The sequence below is a fragment of the Pseudoxanthomonas sp. UTMC 1351 genome, from assembly GCF_040948865.1.
Lineage (GTDB): Bacteria > Pseudomonadota > Gammaproteobacteria > Xanthomonadales > Xanthomonadaceae > Pseudoxanthomonas_A.
Genome location: NZ_JAVGJT010000014.1, coordinates 47579 through 62326, shown reverse-complemented (window position 1 = coordinate 62326; position 14748 = coordinate 47579). Strand labels below are relative to the sequence as shown.

Genomic DNA, 14748 nt, shown 5'->3' with positions numbered 1-14748 from the left:
TCGGCATGAAAGAGTGAGAACTCGGTGAAACGTTTGTTTAGATCAAGACACAGGCCTTGGGGAGCAACGCAAACGCCACACCGCTAGAAGTTCTTTTCGATATCGCCGTTACTTGAAATCCCGGCTGCGCGAGTCCAGCCCCCCCAACCAGGGCGTCAAGTCCTGCAATCGCTGCGCAATCAGATGGCGAACGCCGTCCACCGCTTCCAGTCGTCCGCGGACTTCCATCAGCTGAGATTCGATCAGCACCCGCCGCTGGCGCTCGGCCAGGTGATGCCACACCACCACGTTGACCATGCCGTGCTCGTCTTCCAGCGTGACGAAGGTGATGCCGCTTGCGGTTTGCGGCCGCTGGCGACCGGTGACAATACCGGCAACCGCGACCTGCGTCCCATGCGCTATCTGCGCCAACTCGCGCGAATCACGCAGGCGCCGCGCGCGCAGGCGGCTACGCAGCAGCGACATCGGATGCCGTCCCAACGTGGTGCCGATCATGGCGTAATCGGTCAGCAGGTCTTCGCCCACGGAAGGCAGCGGCAAGCGCACCTGGACTTCCGAAGTGCCGGCCAGGCCGTCGAACAAAGGCCGCCGCGCTTCCACGCCAGCCACCTCCCAGCGGGCGCGGTGCCGGTGCCCCGCCAATCCTTTCAGTGCACCAGCATCGGCCAACAGATTGCGATCGCGCGCGTCCAGATCGGCGCGCTGGCAGAGATCGGTGACATCTGAAAGCGAACGCTGCGCCCGTGCCTGTTCGATGCGTTGTGCCGCTGCTTCGTCGAATCCGCGCACCATGCGAAGTCCCAGGCGAAGCGCGAGCTTCCGGCTGCGGCCGTCTTCTTCCAGTGTGCAATTCCAGTCGCTGTAGCGCACATCCACAGGCCGCACCGGGACGCCATTCCGGCGCGCGTCTTGCAACAGCTGGTCCGGGCTGTAGAAACCCATCGGCTGACTGTTGATGAGGGCGCAAGCGAAGGCCGCCGGTTCGTGCCGCTTGAGCCAACAGCTGGCATAGGTGATCAGCGCGAAACTGGCGGCGTGGCTTTCTGGAAATCCATAATCGCCGAAGCCTTTGATCTGTTCGAAGATGCGCTCGGCGAACTCAAGCTCATAGCCGTTGCCCAACATGCCATCGATGAGTTTGCTGCGGTGGTGTTCCAGCCCGCCATGGCGCTTCCATGCCGCCATCGAGCGGCGCAACTGATCGGCCTCACCCGGTTTGTAGCCGCCCGCGACGATGGCCAGTTCCATCACCTGTTCCTGGAACAGCGGCACGCCCAGCGTGCGCCCCAATACCTTGCGCAACTCCTCTTTCGGATAAGTCACCGGCTCCAGTCCGTCGCGCCGGCGCAGATACGGATGCACCATGTCGCCCTGGATAGGGCCAGGCCGCACGATGGCGACTTCGATGACCAGGTCGTAGAAATTCTTTGGCTTCAGGCGTGGCAGCATCGCCATCTGCGCACGCGATTCGATCTGGAACACGCCGATGGTGTCGGCAGCCTGGATCATCTTGTACGTTTCTTCATCTTCGGCCGGAATGGTCGCCAGCGTCAGTTCGCGACCGCGGTGCCGCTTGATCAGTTCCAACGTTTTGCTCACTGCCGTGAGCATGCCCAGCGCCAGCACGTCGACCTTGATCAGGCCCAGCATTTCCAGGTCGTCCTTGTCCCATTGGATCACCGTGCGGTTGTCCATGGCGGCGTTCTCCACCGGCACCAGCGTATGCAGCGGATGCTCGGAAATGACGAAGCCGCCCGGGTGTTGAGACAGGTAATGCGGAAAGCCGATCAGTTCGCTGGCCAGGATGAGTATCTTGCGCAGCAAAGGGCTTTCAGGATCGAAGCCCGCTTCGCGCAGACGCTCGGGCGCCGGAATGCTGTCGCTCCAATGGCCGACCGTGCCGGTCAGCTGCTTCACCGCATCCATCGGCAGCCCCAGCGTGCGCGCGACATCGCGCAGTGCGCCGCGTCCGCCATAAGTAGTGGCGACCGCCGCCAACGCCGCGCGGTCGCGTCCGTAGTGATCGAACACGTATTGCAGGACTTCTTCGCGGCGCTCATGTTCGAAATCCACATCGATGTCCGGTGGTTCCTTGCGTTCCACCGACAGGAACCGCTCGAACAGCAGATTCATTCGGGCCGGGTCGATCTTGGTAATGCCCAGCGCATAGCACACCGCCGAATTGGCCGCCGAACCGCGCCCCTGACACAGAATGCCCTGGCCGCGCGCAAAGCGAACCACATCGTGCACGGTGAGGAAAAAAGACTCGTAGTTGAGCTCGGCGATGATGCCAAGTTCTTTTTCGATCAGTACCTGCGCCTTGCCGATCAGTTCCTGGCGCTTCTCGGGCGGCTCATCGGGCCAGCGCGCATGGATGCCCTGCCTGGCCAGTTCGCGCAGCCAGGATGCCGGCGTATGTCCCGGCGCCACCAGTTCGCGCGGGTATTCGTACTTGATGTCTTCCTTCAGGTCGAACGTGCAGCGCTTCATGATGCGCAGCGTTTCCTGCATCAACTCCGATGGATAAAGCTTCGCCAATGTCTGTCGCGTGCGCAGGTGGCGTTCGCCGTTGGGGAACAGCCGATGCCCGCATTCGGCTACCGTGGCGCGGTGGCGAATGGCGGTCATCACGTCCTGCAGGGCGCGCCGGCCGCGTGCATGCATGTGCACGTCGCCGCTGGCGACGGCGGGAATTTCCAGCTGCGTAGCAAGCGACTGCAATTGCGTGGAGCGCGCTGCGTCATCCGGGCCAAGATGCAGTTCTATCGCCAGCCACAGGCGCTGCGGAAAGGTCGCCTTCAGCCATTCGCCGTGGTTCCTGTCCGGCACGGACTCGGGTATCCACAGGCACAGCAGTCCGGCATGCATATCATCGAAGTCCTCGCGCAGCAGGCGGTACTCGCCCTTCTTGGCGCGACGGCGCGCACGCGTGATGATCTGGCACAGCGCTTGATAGCCGGTGCGGTTTTCCACCAGCAGCACGACTTTGGGGCCGTTCTCGATCTGCATCTCGCTGCCGACGATCAGCTTCAAACCCGTTTCCCCAGCGGCCTGCCAGGCACGCACGATACCGGCCAGCGTGCATTCGTCGGTGATCGCCAGCGCCTGGTAACCATGGCGCTTGGCGCGTTCGAACAACTCCTGCGCACTGGAAGCTCCGCGCTGGAAACTGAAGGTGGACAGGCAATGCAGTTCGGCATAGTCGGGATTCATGCTGCGCAAGAACGCCTCCTCCCCGGTTTACGTGCATCGCGCGAACAGCAGCCGAATCTCCCAAGGGGATGCAACAAGCTCGGCGCTACGTAGAGCGGAGCTTGCTCCGCTGCTTTCGCTTTATGTGCACCCCACGAACAGCAGCCGAGCAAGCTCGGCTCTACGCAAAGCAGAACTCGCGCCGCAGCTTGTTCTTTACGTGCACCGCACAAACAACAGCCGAGCCCTTCAAAGGGATGCAACAAGCCCAGCCCCACGTAGAGCGGAGCTTGCTCCGCTGCCTTTGCTTTACGTAAGCCGTGCGAACAGCAGCCGAGCAAGCTCGGCTCTACATAAAGCGGAGCTCGCTCCGCTGCTTTTTCTCCATAGGAGAAAACTGAGGTGAGGGCATAAGACTTCATGCGAACCACCCATGCAGCATGAAGGGAGCATCGGCGCCTTCCTCGCCCGCCACGCGGAATGCCCAGGCACGCTGTCCCAGCCGCGTCTCCAACATGTAGTAGTCGCGGCGCACATCGCCGTCGTCCCACCAACCCGATTCCACGCGCTCCGGACCGGCGACGATGCGCGGTGCGACGTCGCGCAACGGCATAGGCCGTTCCAACAACCAGCCAGGACGCGGCGGCGATGGTGCGTCTTCCTGTCCCTTGCCTTCCTCGGCGCGCCAGGCGAACTCGGGACGATGGTCGGCATGCACGCGCAGGCCATGCACCGCATCATCGCCCAGGCGCGCGCGCAGGCGTTCGCGTAACTGTTCCCACGGCATCGCCTGCTGAGGACGTTCGTCGAACAACTCGCGATGCGCCGGCACGAACGGCGGCAACTCCTCGGCCACCAACCGCACGGCACGTACTGGTGCGGGTACCTGCGCCTGCTCCAAACGGCCACGCGCCAGTTCGAACAACATCCCCGGATCGCGCTCGGCCGATAGCAGTCCCACCGCAACGGCGGTGTCGGCATGGTCTTCGTGCTCCAATCGCAGCTCGAACCGCTGCACGCCGCCATCGCGGCCGGCCAGGAAGGCGGCCAGATCGGAGGTCAGCCGCTTAAGCGGGAACAACAGGGCCTGATGCGATTCGACTTCGTAACCGAGCTCGATGCGTGTATCGAAGCGATCCGGTGGCGCGTAGTAGTGCAACGGCACTTGGCGTTCGCCCAACAGTTCGTCGAGGTGCTGCGGCACGTCTTTCGGGAACCGCCGGACCAGTGTGTCTCGCGGCAGCGCCATGACCTGCCGCAGCTTGCGCAGGCCCATGCGCTCGAAGGCCACCGCTACTTCGCGCGCAAAGCCTGCACGTTCCACCGGCAGTTGGCCCAAGGCATTACGCAGGGCTTCGTCGCTCAATAGCGCGATGCCGTTATGCGCATTGGCCAGCACGCGTGCCGCTGCGGGATTCGGTGCCATCACGATGCGATGGCGGAAACCCAGTTCGCTCAATTCTTCGCGCAGGCGCGCTTCAAAGCGCGGCCACGGCCCGAACAGGCGCAGGCTGGCTTCGACTTCCAACACCAACGCGTGTGCGTACTGTGTACTGACCAGCGAACTGAAACGATAAGCCCAGGCAGCAAGCAAGACGTGTCCGCGTTGCGCTTCATCAGCGTCGTATTCCACCGTGGCGAAACCCGGTGCTATTACCTGCGCGGCGGTCAGCGACATGCCCGGACGCAGACCCAGTGCGCGCGCCGACGGATTGACCGCATGCAGCACGCGCCGCTGCGGCGTGCCTGCTATCAGCGCCAGCGGCGCGGACGGGTCGGACTGGCGGCGGAGGACACCGTCCAGCGCCAGTTGCGGCAGCAGAATACAAGCCCAGCGCACGGCGTCATCCTCACGCGGCGAAGGCAGTAAAGGGAATGGGGCGCGGCGGTGCCATGCCGCCCCGGCATTTCAGCACCCGCAGTTGTGGCGGATGCAGATCGAGCGCCAAACGCAGCGCTGCCGGCGAAGGATTCAATGAAGCCTTCAACGGCCGGAAGGCGAAGCCCAGCGCCTGGCCGGATTCGGCCGCCACTTGCAGGCGTCGCAGTGCACGATCGTCCACATTCTGCGGCCAGCACACCACCGCTGCGCAACTGCCCGAGCGCAGGCATTGTTCGCTCGCCCACAAGGCATCGCGGCCTTGCGCCTTGACGATCTGCAGCTGCCGCAGGTCCACGCCCGCGGTTCGCCAGGCCTGGGGATAAGGGATGTACGGCGGCGCCACCAGCACCACCCGCTGGCCGGCGCGGGTCAGCCGCGACAGGCTGGGCCAGAGCAGGCGCAGCTCGCCGATGCCATCGGCGGGGATCAGTAGTTCGGTCAATGCATGTTCGGGCCAACCCGTTGTGGGCAATGCCGCATCCAGCGCGGCGTAGCCGGTTGGCTGCGCGCTGGGCGGCAGCGCCGCCGGCTGGCCTTTCCATACCCGCCGCTCCTGCAGCAAGGTATCGATGGCAACAACGGCGCCCATCAGCCCCGGCGTACCAGGCCACAGTAGACGCCTTCGATGGCGAAGTCCTGATCCGGTTCTATCAGGATCGGCGCATGTTCGGGATTGCGCGGCAGCAGACGGATACGCTGGCGCCCGCGCTCCAGCCGCTTGATGGTGATCTCGCCATCCACCCGCGCCACTACTACTTGCCCGTTGCGCGCTTCCGCGGTGCGATGGACGCCGACCAAGTCGCCGTCCAGGATGCCGTCGCCAATCATCGAATCGCCCTGCACCTTCAGTAGGTAATCGGGCGTCAGCGAGAACAACCGGCGGTCCAGCACCCACTGCGGGTCCAACCCGCTGCCTAACCCAATATCCGCCCCGATGGGCGTACCCGCCGCCACCCGGCCCAGCACCGGCAGGGTCAACAGGTCGGCACGCCCCTGCCCACCCGCCAAGCGGATGCCGCGCTTCTGGTGCGGCGCCAGCTCGATCAGGCCAGCCTCGGCGAGCGCCTGCACATGCTTCTGCGCCGCATTGCGCGACGCGAAGCCGAACTCCCCGGCGATCTCCGCCAGACTGGGCGGCAGGCCAAGCACTTCCACCCGATGGCGGATGAAAGCCAGTACCGCGGCACGTTTAGGAGTGAGTTCTATCATGGGTGTACATTTGTACACCATGCGCCGGGACTTGGCGAGCTCTATCGAGAGCCGGTCGGAAGCCGGTTCGTTTCGCCGTTTTCGCTGCCCTTAACCCACCTGAGATGTCGCGGGCGCGGGCAACAGCCAGCAGCCGAACACCGGGCCGGCGCTATAGCCCTTCTCCGGCTCGATGCGGATGCGCAGGGTTTTGCCGGTCAACGCGGCGGCGGGAATCGGGTAGTCCACGTCGACGAACTTGCTGCCCCGGTTTCCATCCAGCACTTCGTTCGCCACTGATTGACCGTTGGCCAAGATCCGGAACCGGCGCCGGTATTCCGCACCCCAGTAGCGCAGCCGTAGAGACAGCGGGCCGGACGCGGAGCGCAGATCGAATTCAACGTAGCCGCCGGTGCGGGCATCGCGCCCACTGCGGCGACGATAGGACACGCTGTAGGAACTCTCGCTGCGCAGTCCATGCGCTTGCTCCGAAGGTTCATCGCCCAACTGGATGCGGTCCAGGGCCTGCGCGTTCAATCGTTCGAGCGCATCGGCTTCCGCCTGCCTTGCCGCCAGCGCTTCTTCCCATCCGGCTGGATCCAGCAACTTGAAATAGACCGCACTGCGGCGATCGTGTTGGGCATAGAACGGCGCGAAGGTCAGTGGTCCCGGCCGCGCCACCGCGGGTGCCGAGTAACGTCCCGTTTCATCCTGAAGCTGGAATCCCTCCAGCACGTCGCCGTCGGCGACCAGGACCGGATCCGGTGCGTCGTAGGGTTGCGCCGAAGCGCCCAGGTCGGCAGCCATCACCAACGGACCGCGCAGAATCGCGACGGTATGCGGATCGTCCGCCGTCGCTTCCAACCGCAACTCCACCGGTAGCTCCAGACTCAGCGTATCGCCAGTTCGCCAGCGTCGTTCAACGCTGACATAGCCGTCGGCAAGGTTTGCTTTTACGGCGCGACCATTGAGTTTCAACGTCCAGGCTGATGCCCACCCCGGGATCCGTAATGCGATGCGCGTCGGTACCCGTGCCGATGCCTCCATTACTCGTAGCCCGACCGCGCCGCCCAATGGCAGCGTGCTATCCAGCTCCAATATCAGGCCATGTTCGGCCCAATTAAGTCTTGAAGGGATATAGAGATTGACGAACAATGCGTCGTCGCCGTGCCAGTAGATCGAGTCGCCAAACTGCGCATGGCTTTCCATTCCGGAACCGACGCAGCACCAGAAATCGTCGAAGGGCTTGGAGAAGCTGCGCGCCTCGCCCGACATCAACGGCATCATGTAGGCGAACATGCCGGTTCCGGGATGCTGTTGCGCCATGACGTGGTTGAGCAGCGCGCGTTCGTAGTAGTCGAAGTAGGAAGCCTGCGGCGTCCATTGATACAAGTGCCGGGTGAGCTTCAGCATGTTGTAGCTGTTGCAGTGCTCGCAGGTTTGTTCGGTCACGAACTGGGAAATCGAATCCGGCGTCTGGAAATATTCCCGGTCGGAATTGCCACCGATCACATAGGTGTGATGCGCGACCACGGTATGCCAGAAGAATCGCGCCGCGGCGGCGGGTTCCGGATCGCCGGTCAGTTCGAACTGGCGGGCCATGCCGATCAGCTTGGGTATCTGGGTATTGGCATGCAGCCGTGCCAGGCGGTCTTGCTGGGCGACCAGAGGATCCAGCACCTCGCGGTGACGCAGGCGTTCCGCCAGTTTGAGCCAGCGAGCCTCGCCGGTGCGTGCGTGCAATTCGACGAAAGATTCGTTGAGCCCGCCGAATTCGCAACCGAGCACTTGCTGCACCTGATCGTCGTTCAACTGTGCGAAGACGCCGTCGACATAGCCTCCCAGTTTTTCGGCCACGGACAACGCCTGCACGTTGCCGCAATGGACGTGAGCGTCCAGCAGCCCGGCGAACAGCTTGTGCCAGGTGTACAACGGCGCCCAGCTGCCATTGAGATAGAACGGCGCGGCCTGGATGTCGCCGCGCATGATTTCTTCGAACAGCGCGCGACCGTCCTCGATTTCGCCCGCATCGGTCTTGCGGGTGAAGCCGGCCACGTAGCCATCGCCGCTGCGCGCCTGGCACAGCGCCAGCTCGCCGACGATGTAGTCGGCGCGGCGCCGGCATTCCGGGTCCCCGGTCTGCGCATGCATCAGCGACAAAGCGCTCAGATAGTGTCCCAGCGTATGCCCGGCGATGGTGTCCGCTTCCCATCCGCCGTATACCGGTGCCTTCGGTTCCAGGCCGGCGTGTTGGCGGAAGTTATGCAGCAGCCGGTCCGGCTCCAGCGCATGCAGATAGCGGCGATTGGTTTCCAGCGAGTCCAGGAACATCGATGGTTTCAAGCGTATGTCGCGCAACGGCAGCGGCTTGACGCGTTGCGGCGTCGATGCGGCGGCATCCACAGGAAATCTGGCGAATCCGGCGGCGGCGGTAAGCGCGCTCCAGGCCATGAAGCGGCGGCGCGAAAGATGAAGGTTCATCGCAATCTGTTCCCCAGCTAGAACGCCGTCCGCACGATACGCGCGGACGGCGGGTGAATCCGACATGGCCTGAAGCAAACGCCGGCCATAGACGCTAGAACGTCACGGTGACACGCGCCCATACAAAGCGGCCCAGCACGTCATAGGTCATCACATCGGTATTACCGTTGTTGGCGTTGTTGTTGTAGAACAAAGGCGGTTGCTTGTCGCTCAGATTATCCACGCCCACATCGACGCGGGTATGCCAGTCGCTGAAATCGTAACCTCCCTGCAGGCTGTGATAGACATGCGAGCCAACCGCGCGTTCGACAGCGGGCAGCGCGGAATCGGCTGAGAGATTCTGGCGTGCATCGGTACTGCCTATCGACGTATGCCCGACATAACGGGTGCGCCAGGCGGCGCTCCAGGGCCCCTGGCTCCAGTTCAAAGCGGCCAACGCGCGTATCCGCGGAAAGTTGCCGTAAGAGTAGGTGTACTTGCCGGCGCTGTGGATCACCACCGTGCCTGCGTCGGTCGGATCGGGATTGATGTCGTAACGGGCGACATAGGTCCCGTTGAAACTGGCGTTGAAATTGCCCCAAGCGGTTTCCGGCAGCCGGTAATGGACGCCGAAATCCACGCCCTTGGTCCACAGCTTGCCCAGGTTCACGGTCGGCTCGCTGATGTAGTAGATGGTGCCGTTGCCGTTGCGGTGGATCAGCGGGCAGAACGCGCTGGCGGAGTTCGCGTAGCACTGGTTGAGCACGGTCTGCGCCGACACCGTGGCGATGGTGTCCTCCAGATTGATGCGCCAAACGTCGGCGCTTAACGACAAGCCTTCCGCCCAGGAAGGATCGTAGACCACGCCGAAGTCGTAGGATTTTCCGGTTTCTGGCTTCAGGCCATCGTAGCCAGCCACCAACGCACCCGAAGTACGCCCTGATACCTGCGGATCGGCTTGCTGGTAGCTGCCGTCGGTCGGCACGTTCTCGCAGGCCACGTCGTTGCCACCGGTATAGCCGTTGCAGGGATCGATGGCCGAAGCCGCATCGCCGCCGATGCCCGCGTACAGCTCGTTGATGTTGGGCGCGCGGAACACTTCCGACACGGTGCCGCGCAGCAGCAGGTTCTCGATCGGGCGCCATTCCACCGCCAGCTTGCTGTTGGTGGTGCTGCCGACCGAATCGTAGTCGGAGAAGCGTGTGCCGACCGACAGGTTCAGCGAATGCACGAAGGGCATGTCGGCCAGCAGCGGGATCAGTGTTTCCGCATAGACCTCCTTCACTTCGAAACTACCCGTCAACACCGTGGTGCAGAATTCGACGATGCCACACAGCCCTTCCAGGTTGGCCACCGCCAGTTCGTCGGTCCGGGTCGATGTACTTTCCTTGCGATAGGACACACCTACCGCCAGATTGACGGTACCGGCGGGTAGCTCGAACAGATTGCCGTTGGCATTGGCCTCGAATTGCTTGACGGTGTAGGTACTGGTGCTGATTGGGTTGACCACGATGGCCTGCAACGCCTCCACCGTATCCGGGTCGTTGGTGTTGAAGATGTTGATGGGCGTGCAGCCGGCGATGGCATTGCCTGCCGTGCCGCATTTGACCACACCGTCACTGTCGAGGAACGACGGCCCCACCGCTTGATTGAACGCGGCATAGTTCAGGAAGCCGTTGTTGACCGATTTCTGCCGGACCCGCCCATAGTTGTAGTTGGCGTCCCACTGCCAGGAGCTGTCGCCGAAACTGCCACGCAGGCCGACATTGGTCTGGAGGTTGTAGGTGTTGTATTCGTATTGGCGATTTCCCAGCGACACCAGCCGGGTATTGAAGGTGTTGTAGGTTTGGCCGGTGGTCCGATCGGCGCCGAAGTTGATGCCGAACGGGTTGTAGTAGCTGTTCTCCGAGACCAGGAAATTGTCGCCGATGGCGAAGATCGGCACCGGCGCGATGATCGATGCCGACTGGGTCTTGGTGAAGTACGCGTTGGCGTAGGCCTCGATGTTGTCGGTCAACCGATAACTTCCCAGCACGAACGCGTTGGTGCGCTCCTGCGGCGTCTGCAGCAGGTTGAAGGGCTGGTAGTTGTAGGAATCGGCAGTGGCGTCGTAGCAGTGGTAGTCGCCTGGCGTTGTCGAGCCGGCACCGGTGGCGCTGTCCAGCGTGACCCGTGAACAACCCGCGGCCGCGGCCAGGGCAGCGGCTTCCGCGGAACCGTCATTGAAGCTGATGGTGCCGTAGGGTGTTGCCGAGGAGCCCTGCTTGACCGCCTCGCCGTTCACCAGGTTCAGCGCATCCCGGGAGAACGCGCGTTGCGCCGCTGATACCTCATCGATCTTGTGGTACGACACGCCGCCCACCAGGCTGGCGCGGTCCCAGGCGTGGCCGGCCGTCAATGAATAGTTGCGCCGAGCCCCATCGCCGCGCGTGGTCTGGCCGTAGTCGGCGCTGACCTGCACGCCTTCAAAGCGATCACGAAGAATGAAGTTGACCACGCCGCCGATGGCATCGGAACCATAGACGGCCGATGCGCCGTCGCCCAGCACTTCGACGCGTTCCACCATGGTGGCCGGAATGCTGTTGACATCGTTGTAAGCCAACCGGATGCCGTTGACCAATACCAACGTTCGCTTCTCACCCAGGCCGCGCAGCGAAATCGCCGATGCGCCGGTACCGCCGCCATTGTTGACGTTGGGGTTGGTGGCATTGCCGGCGATGGCGGGTAGCTCCTGGATCAGATCGCCCAGTGTCGCCTTGCCCGTGGCTTCGATCATTTCACGGTTGATGGTGGTCACCGGATTGGCCGTTTCGGTATCCACGCGGCGGATGCGCGAACCGGTGACCGTGACGCTGTCCAAGGTCTGGGTGGTATCGGCGCTGTCGGCCGGTGGCGTTTCCTGTGCTTGCGCCGCGCAGGCAGACGCCAGCGACAGAACAACTGTAATGGCCTTCATCAGCGGTGCGCGGGTGAGCGAAGCCGACCAGGAGGAGAATTCATCACTAAAGCACGCATCACTAAAGCACGTGGGGGAAGACGAAACTACTTCGGCGGACCGCATGGATATCTCCTCGACGACTCGGTTGTTTGGGATTTTTTTGGCAAAAGGCGCCCCTACCGGCTTGCGCCAGCACAAGAAAAAACGCCTGGAATTCCATCGCATCCTTCAATGGCGATGCGGGGAAAAACATCCTGTCGCCGGCCTGCCGCGTCTTTGCGCGCGAAGGCCGCATAGCCGATCACCAGCGTGGATACGCCACGACCGACTGCTCTCATATATCGAAGTTGCTATCGAAGTTGCCGCCGAACTATCGCCGACTACCGCTGGAATGATTCGCCGGCTACCTCGATGGTTGTTTCCCAACAGGCATTCGCTTTCGTATCGCACCTCCAGCTTAGGTGGGTGGCTTGGGCTACACGGTCCCGACAGCGCGTGAACGTCACGCGTGCGTCATGGGCTCACGTTAATCTCATCGTGCATGCACGATGGCCACGCGTCTTGTCGCAAATATCACCGTTGGATGCGGAATACGGCATGTTTTCCGGTCCGCGGCCACCACGGGCTAGCTCCCCACGGCGCATACCGGCACATTCACGCATAAAAAGCCTGCAACTCAATGCGCTTCCCAGGACGTCCGGCAATCGGCAGCGCATCGCCGTGCCGGCCACCCGGCGGCACTTCCACGCCGTTCACCAGCGCACGGACCAGGCGCTTTCCGATAGGAAGACGCAGACTAAGCCAGATGTCATCGGGCGCCGCCGCGGGCAGATCGACGTGGCCATCGATGCGGTGCGCTTGTGTATCGGCACGTAGATGAAAGCCGACCTTGCCCCACCGTGTCGGCGCATCGGCGATGGCGATGGCCTCGCCGCTGCCCAGCCATTCACGCGGCACCCCGCGCCCCAGATATAGTTGCCCGCCCGCGCTGTCTTCGAACACCAGCATCCAGCGCAGCAGCAGCGGAATCGTCATCTGCGCCGGCATGCAGAACAATGGCATGCCGCCTGTGATGCCGCTTACCTCGCCCGCAGTCCAACCACCGCGGGTGTGCACGTGGCAGCGATGCGCGTACAGGAACAGCAGATATTCCTCGATCCGGTCCAAGCGCAGCAGCTGTTGCGCATAGCCGTAGGAAATGAAGCCGAGCAGGTCGCGCGCGTCGGCGCTGGGCGGAGCGATGTTGGCGACCACGCCCAGGCTGGTGCCGCCATGGCCGCGCACGCAATCGATCACCAGGTTCGCCAGGTCGTCCGCCAGCACGTCGGCCTGCAGCAGTTCCGCATAGACACGGTGCGGCCATCCTTGCTCGCTCGGTTTTTCCCGCAGCAGGGACTGCCGGAAGGTCAGTTTCACGCCCGGCAGCGGGCCGATATATGGAGGCTTCAAATCGTGGCGAACGTTGGCACGTAGCGTGCGCTCGGTCTGAGCAGTCAGCTGTTGCGCACGCTCGCGCCAGCGTCTTGCGGTGGCCGCCGCGTCGGCGCCGCCAACGCGCGCCCATACCGGCGCGATGTCCGCCAGTCCGCGTGCCGCCATCGCGCTATTGGCGTAGTACGGTTTCCACCACAACGTTGGATCGGGGAAAAGACAGGCGTCCGATTCGTTCCAGCCATGGATCAGGCCGTGGCCGGGCGCACTGGGCGGCAACTTGAGACTTTGCTCGTGCAGTTCTTCGAGGATGTGCGCGGTAGCTTCGATCTTGTTGCGATGCTTGCGCAACAGCGCGACATCGCCGGTGTAGTGAAGATAGCGCGCCATCAGCGACAGGGTCAGGCCAAACTGTCCGGTCTCCGGCCCGCGCATGTTGGGCATGCCGTCCGGTTGCACGAAATCAGTGAAATATCCGTCCAGCACCGCCGCGGCTTGTTCGAAACGACCCCACTCAAGATTGGCGTACAGCGAACTGGTGAAGGTGTCCTGGAAGCCGTCGTACTCGTTGCCGTAATAGTCGCGATCCACCGCGCCGTACTTCGGATACGTGCCGCCCGGGCGCACCACCAGCTCGCGCGCGAAGGCGAAGCGAGCCATGTCGTTCCAGCTCGCATCCGGCACGCTGGCCTCGACGGTATCGCTCAGCAGATGTTGCCAATAGCCGGCGAATGCCAGCAGCCCGCGATAGAAATCCTCGGCGGTCGCGCCGCCGCGTCGCGGTGGATAGTCGGGATAGCTGTGGGTGTAAACCGTCTTCGTTGCCTTGCCGTTTTCCACCAGCACAGTGCGGTGCCAGGTTTGAACAATAAAGCGATCATCCGCATTCACATCGGCGAACACCAGCAGGTCGTAATGGCGGGTCGACGACACCGGCATCACCTTGTGCACCGCCGGCATCCATCCGCCCAGCAAGCCTTCATGCCGGCGCTTGATGAGCGGAACCTCGCCGAGTTCGGCGAACGCATGCTCCGGACGCCAGGTGCGGCTGCGGCCGTTGGGCAGGATCGGCATGGTATCGATGGCTTCCCGGGTGCCGACGAAGGTTGTCCATGGCCAACGTCCATCGTGGTCCTTGGGATCCAGCAACGAAGCCGGAGGAGGCGCGACGTCGCGGACCTCCTCGAAGGAGGGATCGCCGTTGCGCAGCAGACGGTCAGCCAGCAAATCGGCATCGGCCAACGCCACCTCAGCGAGCTTCATGTCGAAGTACGGCGGCTTGTCGCTGGGAAAAGCGGCTTCGGTCCGTTTGCCCAGCGTCAGCACGCCCTGCGAACACACAAAGCTGATGGCGCCTTCCGACGTGCGCAGGTCCTCGTACACGACCCAGTCGACGCCGTCTTCCTGGAATGCGCACAGACGTGTGTGGCCCTGGAGTGCGTTCTCCGTGGGCGTTTGCAACGTCGGCTTCGGAACTTTCGCGGCCGTGGCGGCGGTCGCGGCCACCGTCAGGCCGTCGGCACCGACAGCTGTTGCCGCGGTCGCAGCCAGTCCATGCTGCAGGAACTGTCGTCTATCCACTTGCCATGCTCCCGGACGTGGGTTGCGCTATGCGACCACGCGCACCCGACGATGTCTTGTCGGCGCAGCCGCGCAT

At 63.2% G+C, this 14748-nt stretch carries 7 protein-coding genes; all 7 read right to left on the bottom strand.

Going from position 1 to position 14748, the window contains the following annotated elements:
• Window positions 1-108 precede the first annotated feature (108 nt).
• A complete protein-coding gene (locus tag AB6O04_RS11345) occupies window positions 109-3222 on the bottom strand; it encodes an error-prone DNA polymerase (protein ID WP_368564026.1) in 3114 nt (1037 codons plus the stop codon).
• Window positions 3223-3610: 388 nt separating this feature from the next.
• Entirely contained in the window at window positions 3611-5032 is a 1422-nt protein-coding gene (locus AB6O04_RS11340; RefSeq protein ID WP_368564024.1) for a DNA polymerase Y family protein, read from the bottom strand.
• 10 nt (window positions 5033-5042) lie between these two features.
• Window positions 5043-5663, bottom strand: a complete 621-nt coding sequence (gene imuA / locus AB6O04_RS11335; protein ID WP_368564023.1) for a translesion DNA synthesis-associated protein ImuA — start codon at window positions 5661-5663, stop codon at window positions 5043-5045.
• The gene (gene lexA / locus AB6O04_RS11330) at window positions 5663-6283 is read right to left on the bottom strand and encodes a transcriptional repressor LexA (RefSeq protein WP_368564022.1); all 621 of its coding nucleotides are present in this window, start codon (window positions 6281-6283) and stop codon (window positions 5663-5665) included. Before lexA ends, imuA begins: the two co-directional genes overlap by 1 nt.
• A gap of 90 nt (window positions 6284-6373) precedes the next feature.
• Window positions 6374-8743 carry a beta-L-arabinofuranosidase domain-containing protein gene (locus tag AB6O04_RS11325; RefSeq protein ID WP_368564021.1) on the bottom strand — a complete coding sequence of 790 codons (2370 nt, stop codon included), beginning with the start codon at window positions 8741-8743 and terminating at the stop codon, window positions 6374-6376.
• 94 nt (window positions 8744-8837) lie between these two features.
• Complete coding sequence (locus tag AB6O04_RS11320) at window positions 8838-11678, bottom strand: TonB-dependent receptor (RefSeq protein WP_368564155.1); 2841 nt, start codon at window positions 11676-11678, stop codon at window positions 8838-8840.
• A 636-nt stretch (window positions 11679-12314) separates the two neighbouring features.
• Entirely contained in the window at window positions 12315-14672 is a 2358-nt protein-coding gene (locus tag AB6O04_RS11315; protein ID WP_368564020.1) for a Tat pathway signal protein, read from the bottom strand.
• Window positions 14673-14748: the final 76 nt, after the last annotated feature.

What these genes read in the sequence shown, in the direction of transcription:
- AB6O04_RS11320 (WP_368564155.1), bottom strand. Translation starts at nt 11,678, where the DNA reads ATGAAGGCCATTACAGTTGTTCTGTCGCTGGCGTCTGCCTGCGCGGCG.
- lexA (WP_368564022.1), bottom strand. Translation starts at nt 6,283, where the DNA reads ATGATAGAACTCACTCCTAAACGTGCCGCGGTACTGGCTTTCATCCGC.
- imuA (WP_368564023.1), bottom strand. Translation starts at nt 5,663, where the DNA reads ATGGGCGCCGTTGTTGCCATCGATACCTTGCTGCAGGAGCGGCGGGTA.
- AB6O04_RS11325 (WP_368564021.1), bottom strand. Translation starts at nt 8,743, where the DNA reads ATGAACCTTCATCTTTCGCGCCGCCGCTTCATGGCCTGGAGCGCGCTT.